The following is an 11,499-nucleotide window of genomic DNA, read 5'->3' as shown; positions in this document are numbered from 1 at the left end:
AACCATGGCCGAGTTTGCATGGGAGGCCCGTGCCAGGACCGGAGAGGTCCGCAAGGGCGTGATGGATGCGGAGAACGAGGCCGCCGTGCAGACCCGCCTGCGTGGCTTGCAGCTCAACCCGACGAAGATCACGCAGAAGCGCAAGGGCCTCGATCTCAAGAACGTCACGATCGGCTCGGGCGTCAGCTCGCAGGACCTCGTCAAGTTCACGCGCCAGTTCGCGACGATGATCGACGCGGGCCTCCCGCTCGTGCAGTGCCTCGACATCCTCTCGAACCAGGAGCCGAACCCGCGCTTCCAGGTCGCGCTGCGCGACATCAAGAACAGCGTCGAGCAGGGCGCGACGTTCAGCGATTCGTTGCGGCGGCACCCGAAGATCTTCGACGAGCTCTTCGTGAACCTCGTCCAGGCTGGCGAGGTCGGCGGCATCCTCGACACGATCATGAACCGCCTCGCGGGCTACATCGAGAAGCGCGTCAAGCTCGCGCGCCAGGTGCGCGGCGCGATGGCGTATCCGACGGCGGTCATCATCATCATGATCGTGGTCATCATCGTGCTGATGACCTTCGTGATCCCGGCCTTCGAAGGCATGTTCGCCGAGTTCGGCGCGAAGGACGCGCTGCCGGGCCTGACGAAGGCGGTCATCGCGACGTCGCGGGCGTTCGTCAGCGCCTTGCCCTTCACGATCGTAGGCAGCATCGGCCTCGTGTTCGGGGCGATCCGGTTTTACAACAACCCGAAGGGCAAACGCATGGCGCACAGGCTCCTGCTGAAGCTGCCGATCTTCGGGCCGGTGATGCAGAAGATCGCGGTCGCGCGGTTCACACGGACGCTCGGCACCTTGCTCGGCTCGGGCGTGCCGATCCTCGACGCGCTCGACATCGTGGCGAAGACCGCGGGCAACGTGATCGTCGAGGAGGGCCTCGTCTACGCGCGGGCCAAGATCTCCGAGGGCAAGAACATGGCCGAGCCGCTGGAGGAGATCAAAGTTTTCCCCGGCATGGTCGTGCAGATGGTGGCCGTCGGCGAGCAGACCGGCGCGCTCGACACGATGCTGAACAAGATCGCCGACTTCTACGAGGAGGAGGTCGACGTCGCGGTCTCAGCGTTGACCTCGCTGCTCGAACCTCTGCTCATGGTCGTCGTCGGCGCGGTCGTCGGGGTGGTGCTCATTTCGATGTACCTCCCGATCTTCAGCCTGGCAGGCAACATCAAGGGCGAGTGATGAAGCTCGGCCTCCGCGACGGCGCCGAGAGCTCGTTCGCGGTCCGCTTCGCGTGGCTCACGGGGCTGCGCCTGATCGTCCTCACGATCGTGCTGATCGTCATGACGACGATCTACCTCGGCGGCATCGGGACGCGCGCGGATTCGAGCCGGATCGCGATGCTCACGTTCGCGGTCGCGTTCGCGCTCACGGGCGTCTACGCCGCGGTGCTCCGCATCGGCAAGGGCCTGCCGCTGCTCGCGTACGGGCAGATGTTCATCGATCAGATCGCGTGGTCGATGATCGTCTACGTCTCCGGTGGCGCAGCGAGCGGCGCGACCTCGCTTTACGGTTTCACGTGCCTCTGCGGCGCGATCCTGCTCGGCCTGCGCGGCGCGCTCATCGGCCTGATCGCAGGGGCCTCGTCGTACGCGTTGCTCTGCACGCTGCTCGTGCAGGGCTACCTGCTTCCGCCGCCGGATCAGCCGCTCGAAGCGTATGCGACGCGTTGGTCGGAGGCCGCGTTCCCGCTCGTGCTGAACCTGCTGGCGATGAGCGTGGTGGCGCTGCTCGGCAGTTATCTGGCCGAACGGCTCCGCGTCACGGGCGGCCGGCTCGTCGTGGCGACGGCGCGCGCCGAGCAAGCGGAGCGGCTCGCGGCGCTCGGCCGGCTCGCGGCGGGGCTCGCGCATGAGATCCGAAACCCGCTCGGATCGATCGTGGCCTCCATCGAGCTCTTGCGGACGGGTGGATCCCTCGGCGCCGAGGATGACGCGCTCTGCGCGATCATCGAGCGGGAGACGACGCGCCTGAACGAGCTCGTGACCGACATGCTCGACGTCTCGCGCCCACGCGCGCCCTCGAAGGCGCCGATGGATTTTGCCGGGACCGCGCGCGACGTGGTGGTGCTGGCCGGGAAATCGGGCCGCGGCCGCGACGTCCCCTTGCGCTACGTGGGGCCGGATTCGCTCGAGATCGAGGCCGACACGGCGCAGATGCGGCAGGTCGTGTGGAACCTCCTGCGCAACGCGATCCAGGCGAGCTCCGCGGGCGCGGAGGTGATCGTGCGCGTCGAGGCGGACGCGGGCGGCGCGGTGGTGCTCGCGGTGGAGGATCGGGGCGTGGGGATCCCGCCGGAGGCGCGCGAGCGGCTCTTCGACGCGTTTTTCACGACGCGATCGCAGGGCATGGGCATCGGCCTCGCAGTGGTGAAGCGGATCCTCGACGATCACGGGTTCGTGATCGAGGTCGAGAGCGAGCCCGGGAAGGGCACGACGTTCCGCGTGCGAATCCCGCATTCGAAGGAGCTCGCGCTCACGCCGAGCTGAGGGATCAGGGCTCCTCGAAGGGCGCGACCGGCGGATCGATCCGGAGCGAGGCGTCCGGGAGCAGCACGATCGAGGACGCGTCGAGGAGCAGGATCGGCTCGTGCGGGCCGGCGTCGGGCGTTTCGGAGGCTCCCTGAGCGCGGGGCGCGGGCGGCGCGTCCGAGGGCGAACACCCGCGCGACGCGAGCCAGCCGAGGCTGAAGAAGCCGATCGCGCCGGCGAGCCCCGCTGCGAGGAGGATCGGACGGCGTTTCATGGCCCGATGGTGCCTTGCGAGCGACAAAGGCGCCACGCGTGTCGTGGCCGCCCGTTCACAGGACCTGACATTGGGCGTTGGAATCGGCTAGATCCGGCGCGTGGCACGGAAGGTGAATAAACGGGGGACATGGACGTCTGCCTTTGGTTCCGCGACGCCCAGGCGGCGAATGGCGGCGGAGGCAGGAGGAGCTGGAACGTGAAACGAACGAACTTTGTCAGCGCGTTGGTCTTGTCGTTCGCCGTGTCGCTCGTGGGCGCCGCGGGCCTCGCGCATGCCGGAGCGGCGACGGACGTGGTGAAGGCCAAGCAGTCGGCCTTGTTCGATCTCCTCAAGAAGCCCTCGAACGACGCGAAGGTCAGCGCGATGTTCGACGAGCTGCTCGATTACCAGGCGCTCGCGGAGGCCTCGCTCGGATCGGAGTGGGCGGCCCGGACCGACGCTGAAAAGGCCCAGTTCAGCGATCTCTTGAAGCAGCTCGTCCGCAAGTCGTACGAGCGAAACCTCAAGAAGACGCTCGATTTCAACATCGAGTACACGGCCGAGGAGAAGAAGGGCGACGCGATCGTGGTGAAGACGCGCGCCGTGTCGAAGAAGGACGCGCGGAGCGAGCCGGTCGAGATCGCCTACGTGATGGCCGAGAAAAACGGCGCGTGGCGGGTGAAGGACATCATCACGGACGACGTGAGCCTGGTGTCGAGCTACCGCTCCCAGTTCACCAAGATCGTCAAGAAAGACGGCTTCCCGGCGCTCATCAAGAAGATGAAGGACAAGCTCGCGAAGGGCGACGTCTGAAGCGCCTTCCGCCCCCATGAACAGCGGCCCTCGGGCGAACGAGCCCGGGGGCCGTTTGCGTTTCGAAGGTCGTCGCCGCTCTTCGCTCGGGAAATTCGCGGTGTGACGCGCCTCTTTGGTAGGCTAGGGCGCGTGGCTTTTGGTGTCGGGCCGGGAGGGCGGGTGCGCCCCTTCGGACGTGCTGAGCCGCTCCGCGTCCCCACGACGACGGGGAGCAGCAGCGCGGAGGCGAAGCCTCGCCCGACGGATCGGCCGATCCTGCTGCTCTCGGTGCAGCGCGGGACGCTCTCGATCGAGCTCGACGCGCCGTTCGCCGTAGGTCCGCTCGTCGTCGACGAGCTTGCGATTGCGCTACCGAGCGTGCGTTTTCCGGTGGATCTCACGGGCGGCGTCACGCGGTTCCGGCATCGTCGTGGCGTGCTCGGGCGGCTCGCCGTGTCGACGAGGACCGAGGAGCTCGCGGCCTTCGTGGCGCCGCGCGCGCGCGGCGTGCTCGGGGAAGGGACGCCGGAGATCGGGATCGTCGCGGCGGAGGTGGGGCTGCGCGTCGGGATGCGGCTCGGGCCCGCGGCGCTTGCATTCGATGTGGTGATCGCGCCGAACGAGCGAGACGTGCGTCTCGTGCCGGAGCGCGCGCGCGGCGTGGGCCTCGGCGCACCGCCTCACGTGCTTGCACTTCGCGTGCTGGCCGCGGTTTGTCGGCCCTTCGGGCGCCTCGCAGGCAGCGCGGTGATCCTGCCCGACGCCGTGGTCTCGCTCGTCCGGCACGTGATGCCGGCGGCCGGCGCGCGCGCGCCTTCGGTGCACGGCGTGCGGTGGGAAGCGCCGGCCGTAGAGGAGGGGAGTTTGTCCCTGCGCGCCGATGCCACCGCGTCGCCGCCAGCGCTCGCGGCAGCGGCGATCCGCGCGATCGAGCAAGCCGAGCTCACGGCGGATGCGGATGCGATCGCGGCCTCGGGGGACCTCGAAGAGGCGCGCCGGCGGTATCTTCTCGCGCTGGAGCGCGCGCCGCGGCACCCCGAGATCTCCTCGCGGATCGCGTGGATCGACGTCGCCGAGGGAGAGCGGGCCGAGGCCGCGCTCTCGACGCTGGTCGACGCGATCCCGGCGATCGACGCGGGCCTGCTCGGCGGCGCGTTGCTCGCGGCGATCGGTGACGAAGGTGGAGCGGTCGCGGCGTACGCGCGCGCCGCGCACGCCGAGGCGTTCGGGCCGCTCGCGGCGCTCGTGTGGCTCGAGGTCGCGCGGGTCTCGTCGGAGCTCGCGACGCGGCTCGATGCGCTGGATCAAGCCGTCGTGCGCTCGCCCATGCTGGAGGACGCGCGCTGGGCGCGGATCGAGGCCCGGCTCGACGTGGGAGACGCGCAGGGCGCGCGAACAGACGCCGAGCACCTCGAAGCCGCGGCCCGCGGGCCCGAGGCACGCCATCGCATCTGGAGCCGTGCCGCCGACGCATTCCTGTCGCGCGGATACGTGGCCGAGGCGCGCGTGCTGTTCGAGCGGGCGCTCCGGTACGCGCCTGACAGCCCCGAGGCTGCGCTCGGGCTCGCGCTCTCGCTCCGCGCCGCGGGCGAAGGACGGCGCGCCCTGGATCTGCTCGCGCGTGCGGCCTCGCTCGCTGCGCGCGCGGGACGCACCTTGCCTTCGGTCGAGATCGAGCTCGCGCGGGCGCTCGTCGAGCACGCGTCCGATCGCCCGGCCGCGATCGCGCGTGTTCGTGCGATCCCGCCTGGGCTCGTGCAGACCGCCGAGGCGCGCGCGCTCGAAGGTCGTTGGCGCGCCGAGCTCGGGGACCTCGCGGGCGCTTCGCTCGCGCTCGCTCGACTGCGCGAAGCGGCGGAGGCGGTTTCTCCGGACGATCCCGATCGTGCCGCCTCCGTGGCCGCGATGCTCGTCGAGGCCGCGGACATCGAAGAGAACGCCCGTGGGGATCTGCGAGCCGCGCAGCGCCACCTCGGCGTCGCGATCCGGCTGCGCCCGCGAGATCGCCAGATCGGCGCCGCCTTCCGTCGCATCTCGACCGAGCTCGGCCGCGTTGCGCCTCCGCCCCAGGCCGCGCCTCCGCCTGTCCCCGTCGAAGAGATCACACCTTCCGAGCGCGCGCCTTCCTTCACGCCTCCTGCGTCCTCTGTGGAGGCCGCTCGTCCGATGGACGAGGCGCCCACGAACGAGGAAGAGGAAGACGACGAGGGCGACGAGATCCTCGTCGAGCGGCTCACCGACAAGCTTCGCGCGAACCCGCACGATCACGAGGTCGCGCTTCGTCTCGCCGATGCGCTCGCGCGGCTCGGCCGTGATCTCGAGCTCTTCGCGCTCCTCTCGGCGCGTATCGAGGAGGGCGGCGACGAGGTCCGGCGCGAGCTCTGGCCGCGAAAGCGCGCAGTGCTCGAGCGGCTCGCGGTGACGGCGCGGGCCGAGGGCCGGCCTTCGGAGGCGGAGCTCTACGAAATGATGGCGGCGAGCGAGGAAGACTAGCCTCGCCGCGTGTTTGCCCCTTCCGTTGCACTCGTGCTAGCGGTCGACGAAGGCGCGCTCGCGCGCCCTCTTCTCTCCGAGGTACCTCGTGCAAGGCAGTGAGCCCAACGGAAGGCGGCGTCCGATCATCGTCCAGAAGTACGGCGGCTCGTCGGTGGCCGACGTCGAGAAGCTCGGGCGCGTGGCCGATCGGGTCGTCGCCGCGAAGCGCGCGGGAAACGATGTCGTTGTCGTCGTGAGCGCGATGGGCAAGACGACCGACGGCCTGCTCTCGCTCGCGCGGCAGGTCGCGAGCCAGGCCGGAGGCGCTGCCGATCCGCCGCGCCGCGAGCTCGACATGCTCCTCTCCACAGGTGAGCGCGTCTCCATGGCGCTGCTCTCGATCGCGATCCAAGCGCGTGGCGAGGCCGCGATCTCCTTCACCGGCTCGCAGTCCGGCATCCTCACGAACGACCGCCACTTCGACGCCCGCATCATCGAGGTCCGGCCGCACCGCATCGAAGACGAGCTCGCGCGCGGGCAGATCGTGATCATCGCTGGCTACCAAGGCATGAGCTACCGGCGCGAGATCACGACCCTCGGCCGCGGCGGCTCCGACACCACCGCCGTCGCGCTCGCCGCCGCGCTCGAAGCCGAGCGGTGCGAGATCTACAGCGACGTCGACGGCGTCTACTCGGCCGATCCGCGCGTCGTACCCGACGCGAAGCACCTGCCCGAGCTGGATCACGCCATGCTGCAGGAGATGGCCGAGAGCGGCGCGAAGGTCGTCTGCGCGCAGGCCGTCGAGTGGGCGCGCCGCGCGAACATCGCGATCTATGCGCGCTCGACGTTCGACGCGGAGGACGAGGGCGCGCGGCAAACCGTGGTGCGCAAGTTCGGCCCGCGCGAGGACCTCCGCGCCCGCGCCGTCGTCGGCGAAGGCAACGTCGCGCTCGGGAGCCTGCCCGACGTGGCGAGCCTCGACGATCTCCTCCGTGTCGCCGGCGAAGCGAAGGTGCCCTTGAGAGACCTCGCGGTGAACGAGCGCGGCGTGAGCTTCGTGGTGTCGCTGCTCAACGTGCCGGATTGGCGTGGGGCCAAGCAACGGCTCACGGGCGCCTTGCCGTTGCTCGCGCTCGTCGAGGACGTGACCATCGTCAGCGTCGTTGGGGATGGCCTGGCTGCGACGACCGAGCCCCTCGTGCGTTTCCTCGCCGCGCTCCGCGGCGTCTCCGCAACCCCGAGCGCCCTCACCGCGACGCCGCTGCGGCTCAGCGCGGTCGTCCCCGCGAGCGCCCTCGCCGAGGCGCAGCGCGCGCTGCACCACGCCTTCGTCGAGAGCTGATTCCCGCAGTCAGTGCGGCCGTGCCGGGCCGAGCGCGACGAGGCCGAGGCGGCTCGCGATCCACACGAACTCGCGCGAGCCGTCCCACGCGATCGACGCCTCGCCGAGGTCCGTGCCGTCCTGCCCGCGTAGCTCCGCGACACGCGACACGTCGCCGTCTTCGCCCACGCGAACCACGTACGACATCGCGCCACCCCTCGGCGCCATCAGCGCGTAGAGCGGCGCATCCTCCTCGTCGCCCGCGAAGCATGCGCCGATCACGTCGTGCAGATCGATCGACTCGAACGAATGCCCGCCGTCGTTCGACAGAAGGAGCCCGCGCGGCGACACGATCGCCACGCGCCTCCCTGCCGCTGCGACGGCCAGGCCGGGCCTCGGATCCCGTGCCGCGAGATCGGCCGCCGCGCCTTCGAGCGACGCCCTTTGCCAGGCCTCGTCGTCGCCGCGCAGCCGCTCGATGGCCGCGCCGTCGGGCCGCGTCGCCAGCACCACGAGCGTACCGCCCGCGGCCTTGATCGCCCGCACTCCGCCTTCCCGCGCGAGCACCGGCGTCCCTTCGCGGCCCGTCATCGACCAGAGCGAGCCTTCGTGCAGGGCCCAGATCCGCCCCGGCGTCGCCGCGAGCTCCACGGGACCCTTCCCCGACCGGAACCCCGCGACCGGCGTCGCCGACGCGCAGCCATCGCGGCTCACGAGCAGCCCGCCGCGCGCCGACGCCACCACCGTCACCTCGTCCGTCGCGACGACCGCCGTGCTCGGCGTATCGAGCCCCGTCTGCCGCGCCGCGTGCGCGCCCTCGTCCACCACGAGCACCACGTCCCCGGCGGCGAGCACGCGCCCCCCGCATACCGTCACCGCGGTGCACGGCACGGGCGCGCCGGCGCCTTCGAGCACCACGAACCGGCTCGGCGCCCACGGCGGCATTTTTTCACGCGCCGCTTCTTCGAGCAGCTCATCGGCGAGCGCGTCGTCGTCGGCCTCGTCGTTCGCGCTCTCGTCGAGTTCGGGCAGCGCCGACTCGTCGATGTCGTTCTCCGCGCTCTCGCCCGTTCCTTCCGCGCCGCCGTCGTCCTGGGTCGCGTCGAGCTCCAGATCTGCCGCGTCGTCGTCGCCGTATGCGCCTTCGTCCCGATCGTCGCCGAGCGCGCTCTCCTCGCTGTCGAGCGTCACCAGGTCCTCGTCGAGCGCGCCCACGTCCACGCCCTCCTCGGCGTCGTCGCCTGCGCCCTCGTCCGCCTCGTCCTCGACGTCGAGCCCCACGTCGAGATCCTGGGCGTTCGCGTCGTCGAGCGGATCTCCGCCGTCGTCGCGCAGATCCGGCAGCGCGTCGTCGAAGTCGCCGCCTGCGGCCTCGTCGTCCCCGCCGTCGGGGTCCGTGTCGAGCGGCGGCAGATCCATGTCGTCGTCCTCTTCTTCCTCGGTTTTCCGGGGAACGCGAGCGGGGGCGCCGAACGCGCGCACGCGCCCGGGTTCGTCCTCCCACCCGGGCTTCCCGTCCCGGCTCCGCGGATCGCAAGCGACTTCGGCAACCCGATCGTCTTTCCCGTACGACATGGCGGCACGAATCTAGCGCCTTTGCCTCGACGAGCACGGCGGGAGCGACGCTTCCTCTGCTGGAGAGGCCGCCCCGGCGCATCACGCGCGGCGGGTGGTGCCCGTGCTGGATCCCGGCCTCGGGCGGTGCTTACCTGTTCCGTCCCATGCCCTCGCCCGACACGGCGCATCCCTCCGATGGCGCCTGCACGCCGCACGCCGACCAAGCGCCTTCCGCAGCGCGAAGCCCTGGCCACGGCGGTCCAGAAAGGCGGCGACGCGCACTCCCGATCCCCGTGGTCTCGGCGGGCATGCTCGTGCGTCGTGTCGACGTCCGCCCCGCGGATGTCGTTTTTTTGAAGGGCATCCTCGAAGCGAGCGAGGGCCTCGGCACCATCTTCGCCGAGCGAGGCGGCGAGCTCGTCGTGGCCGCGCCGCCCGATCGCGAAAAGGATCTCGTCGAGCTGCTCGACGATCTCGTGCGGGAGATCGACGCGCGCGTCCATCCCGAGGTCGAAGCGGGGAGGGATCGATGAACGAGCCGCAGGAGCCTGGAAACCCCGAGCCTCGTATCCTCGCGGCTTGGCGCGAGTGGCTCGGCGCCCTCGCCAACGACGCCGACGCGGCCCTCGCCGCGGCCGACGTCTACGCCGGCCTCGCGCCCGAAGCCCGCGACGCTTGGCTCGACGCGCTTGCCGAGGACGCGCCCGATCTGTCCGTTCCCCTCGTCGCCCTCTACGCCCCGCTCCTCGCCGTCGAGGCCGATCCCGACCGCCGCGCGCGCATGGAGGCGGCCATCGTCCTCGGCGACACCTCCGCGTGGCGCGGCAGGCCCATCCGCGCGCTCTCCGGCATGGCGCGCGGCGGTGCGCGTGTCGTCGCGCTCGTCCAGCCCGTCTACCTCCGCTTCGTCCGTGTCCTCTGGTGCCGCTACCTGCCCGACGAAGGCTTTTTCTGGGCTCGGCACGACTGCCTCCTCAGCGAGGGCGACGCGCCTCGCAGTGGCGCCGTCGTCGACGGCATCCTGCTCGAAACCACGCCGCTCACCCCCGTCGTCGAGGAGCTCGCGCATGCGATCCTCGCCCATCGCCGTCGCGGCCGCGAGCTGCCCGCGTCGCTGCGCGAGTTCGCCGACCTCTTCGACGCCGACTTCGAGGCGATTGATGATCCGCGCTAGGCGCGCGCTGCTCCTCGCCCTCCTCGCGGCGCCGGTCGCGTGCTCCTCCACGCCTCCGCCCGATGCGCCCATGCAGTCGCTCGCGCGCGGCCCGCGCATCGTCTTCTCCTACGAGACGCTCGACGGCGGCGCCTTGTCCACCGCCACCGTCGCGGGCCGTTACACCGTGATCGCGTTCGTCGCGACCTACGACGACTCGTCCCACGCCCAAGCGCGCTTCCTCTCGACCCTCGTGCGGCGGCACGTCCCGCGCATCAACGCCGGCCTCGTCGTCCTCGAACCGCCGCACCACAAGCTGCTCGTCGAGTCCTTCGCGAAGGTCGTCGATCCGCCGTATCCGGTCGCCATGGCCGACGAGGCCACGATCGCGGGCGCGGGGCCTTTCCAGGGCCTTCACCACGTCCCGAGCCTCGTCATCCTCGATCCCCAGGGCCGTGAGGTCTTCCGCAACTTCGGCCTCGCGTCGGCCGATGCCCTCGACGCGGCCCTGCGCGCCCTCGAACAAGGAAAGGCGCCGCAGACGAACGCGCCTTAGCCCTCGGACTCCTGCTTCGCGATGAGCTTCGCCAGCGGATCCAGGTGCTCGCTCAGCGCCACGACGAACCCCTCCGCGCCGAAGAGCGTTCGCGCGGCCCGACCGAGCTCGTTGTTTCCGCTGCCCACGAGCGCACGTTGCACCTTGCGCATCGTCGCGACCGGCACGCGCACGCTCGCGGCCATCACGTCCGCCGGGATCGGCCCTGCGCACGTGATCACGTGCACCTCCGCGGCTTCCCATCCGGCCCGCACCACGCGCTCGCCGCGTGGATGGCTCGGATCCGGCTCCACGTGCACGAACGTCGCGCCCACGTCCGCGGAGCCCTGGAGCACCGCGCGCGCGACCTCGCCGTGCGAGCCGAAGAACAGGTTCTCACGGAAGGCGCGATCGAGGTCCACGCCGATCGCGCGCAGGTGCGCCCGGAGCACGATGTACCCGGCGGCGCTCTGCCGATCGACCCACGCCGCGCGGAGCCCCTGGAGATCGCTGATGTCGCGGATCGGCGAGTCCTGCGGCGCGTACAGCGCCGTCCTGTACGACGACGCCCCGTTCCGCACGGGCAGCACGATCGGCATCACGCGCGCGCGGCTCGTCGCGCGCATCGCCACGAGTGGCGGCAGCCAGGCGAGATCGACCTCGCCCGTCTCCAGGGCTTCGAGCAGCGTGTTGTAGTTCCAGCCTCCGAGGCCGTTCACCTCGAAGCCCGTCGCGTCCGAAAGCGCTTTGCAGAACGCCGCGAGAGACGCGCGTGACCCCTCTGGATCCGACGTGAGCACGACGCCCACGGTCAGGGCCGTCTTCTCTTCTTCCGGAGCCATGCCCCCCACGGTCGCAGGGGGTCACGCGGTGGTCAAGACAGGAGGCGCGAG

11 protein-coding genes are annotated in these 11,499 nt (G+C 70.8%); 8 read left to right on the top strand and 3 right to left on the bottom strand.

Going from position 1 to position 11,499, the window contains the following annotated elements:
• Nucleotides 1-4: 4 nt before the first annotated feature.
• Both POL67_RS41185 and POL67_RS41180 read left to right on the top strand, forming a co-directional pair.
• Nucleotides 5-1,225 (top strand): type II secretion system F family protein, encoded by a 1,221-nt coding sequence (locus POL67_RS41185; protein WP_271926494.1) that lies wholly within the window; start codon nucleotides 5-7, stop codon nucleotides 1,223-1,225.
• On the top strand, nucleotides 1,225-2,532 hold the full coding sequence (locus POL67_RS41180) for a sensor histidine kinase (RefSeq protein WP_271926493.1): 1,308 nt from the start codon (nucleotides 1,225-1,227) through the stop codon (nucleotides 2,530-2,532). Before POL67_RS41185 ends, POL67_RS41180 begins: the two co-directional genes overlap by 1 nt.
• A gap of 4 nt (nucleotides 2,533-2,536) precedes the next feature.
• Here POL67_RS41180 and POL67_RS41175 read toward each other — a convergent pair whose 3' ends face one another.
• The gene (locus POL67_RS41175) at nucleotides 2,537-2,788 is read right to left on the bottom strand and encodes a hypothetical protein (protein ID WP_271926491.1); all 252 of its coding nucleotides are present in this window, start codon (nucleotides 2,786-2,788) and stop codon (nucleotides 2,537-2,539) included.
• A gap of 198 nt (nucleotides 2,789-2,986) precedes the next feature.
• On the opposite strand from POL67_RS41175, the gene POL67_RS41170 reads away from it, so the two are divergent.
• The 3 genes from POL67_RS41170 to POL67_RS41160 all read left to right on the top strand — a co-directional run bounded on the left by POL67_RS41170 (nucleotide 2,987) and on the right by POL67_RS41160 (nucleotide 7,382).
• Nucleotides 2,987-3,583: an MlaC/ttg2D family ABC transporter substrate-binding protein gene (locus tag POL67_RS41170; RefSeq protein ID WP_271926488.1), complete on the top strand. Its 597-nt coding sequence runs from the start codon at nucleotides 2,987-2,989 to the stop codon at nucleotides 3,581-3,583.
• A gap of 132 nt (nucleotides 3,584-3,715) precedes the next feature.
• Nucleotides 3,716-6,058 carry a tetratricopeptide repeat protein gene (locus POL67_RS41165; RefSeq protein WP_271926487.1) on the top strand — a complete coding sequence of 781 codons (2,343 nt, stop codon included), beginning with the start codon at nucleotides 3,716-3,718 and terminating at the stop codon, nucleotides 6,056-6,058.
• Nucleotides 6,059-6,146: 88 nt separating this feature from the next.
• Entirely contained in the window at nucleotides 6,147-7,382 is a 1,236-nt protein-coding gene (locus tag POL67_RS41160) for an aspartate kinase (RefSeq protein WP_271926486.1), read from the top strand.
• 9 nt (nucleotides 7,383-7,391) lie between these two features.
• On the opposite strand, the gene POL67_RS41155 is transcribed toward POL67_RS41160, so the two are convergent.
• Complete coding sequence (locus POL67_RS41155) at nucleotides 7,392-8,936, bottom strand: hypothetical protein (protein ID WP_271926484.1); 1,545 nt, start codon at nucleotides 8,934-8,936, stop codon at nucleotides 7,392-7,394.
• A gap of 290 nt (nucleotides 8,937-9,226) precedes the next feature.
• On the opposite strand from POL67_RS41155, the gene POL67_RS41150 reads away from it, so the two are divergent.
• Genes POL67_RS41150 through POL67_RS41140 form a run of 3 tightly spaced genes read left to right on the top strand, consistent with a single transcriptional unit; the run spans nucleotide 9,227 to nucleotide 10,627 of the window.
• Nucleotides 9,227-9,451: a DUF4911 domain-containing protein gene (locus POL67_RS41150; protein WP_271926481.1), complete on the top strand. Its 225-nt coding sequence runs from the start codon at nucleotides 9,227-9,229 to the stop codon at nucleotides 9,449-9,451.
• Complete coding sequence (locus tag POL67_RS41145; protein ID WP_271926478.1) at nucleotides 9,448-10,092, top strand: hypothetical protein; 645 nt, start codon at nucleotides 9,448-9,450, stop codon at nucleotides 10,090-10,092. Before POL67_RS41150 ends, POL67_RS41145 begins: the two co-directional genes overlap by 4 nt.
• Nucleotides 10,079-10,627, top strand: coding sequence for a thioredoxin domain-containing protein (locus POL67_RS41140; protein ID WP_271926477.1), 549 nt, complete (start codon nucleotides 10,079-10,081; stop codon nucleotides 10,625-10,627). Before POL67_RS41145 ends, POL67_RS41140 begins: the two co-directional genes overlap by 14 nt.
• Here the strand turns inward: POL67_RS41140 and POL67_RS41135 are convergent.
• Nucleotides 10,624-11,448: a phosphate/phosphite/phosphonate ABC transporter substrate-binding protein gene (locus POL67_RS41135; RefSeq protein ID WP_271926475.1), complete on the bottom strand. Its 825-nt coding sequence runs from the start codon at nucleotides 11,446-11,448 to the stop codon at nucleotides 10,624-10,626. The genes POL67_RS41140 and POL67_RS41135 overlap by 4 nt on opposite strands.
• Between the last annotated feature and the right edge of the window lie 51 nt (nucleotides 11,449-11,499).

The organism is Polyangium mundeleinium (assembly GCF_028369105.1).
Classification (GTDB): Bacteria; Myxococcota_A; Polyangia; order Polyangiales; family Polyangiaceae; genus Polyangium; species Polyangium mundeleinium.
Note: the sequence above shows the minus strand (reverse complement) of the source record. Positions and strands in the feature narration are given on the sequence as shown.

Coding starts and splice junctions, on each gene's coding strand:
- POL67_RS41185 (WP_271926494.1), top strand. CDS start 5: ATGGCCGAGTTTGCATGGGAGGCCCGTGCCAGGACCGGAGAGGTCCGC.
- POL67_RS41180 (WP_271926493.1), top strand. CDS start 1,225: ATGAAGCTCGGCCTCCGCGACGGCGCCGAGAGCTCGTTCGCGGTCCGC.
- POL67_RS41175 (WP_271926491.1), bottom strand. CDS start 2,788: ATGAAACGCCGTCCGATCCTCCTCGCAGCGGGGCTCGCCGGCGCGATC.
- POL67_RS41155 (WP_271926484.1), bottom strand. CDS start 8,936: ATGTCGTACGGGAAAGACGATCGGGTTGCCGAAGTCGCTTGCGATCCG.
- POL67_RS41150 (WP_271926481.1), top strand. CDS start 9,227: ATGCTCGTGCGTCGTGTCGACGTCCGCCCCGCGGATGTCGTTTTTTTG.
- POL67_RS41145 (WP_271926478.1), top strand. CDS start 9,448: ATGAACGAGCCGCAGGAGCCTGGAAACCCCGAGCCTCGTATCCTCGCG.
- POL67_RS41140 (WP_271926477.1), top strand. CDS start 10,079: ATGATCCGCGCTAGGCGCGCGCTGCTCCTCGCCCTCCTCGCGGCGCCG.
- POL67_RS41135 (WP_271926475.1), bottom strand. CDS start 11,448: ATGGCTCCGGAAGAAGAGAAGACGGCCCTGACCGTGGGCGTCGTGCTC.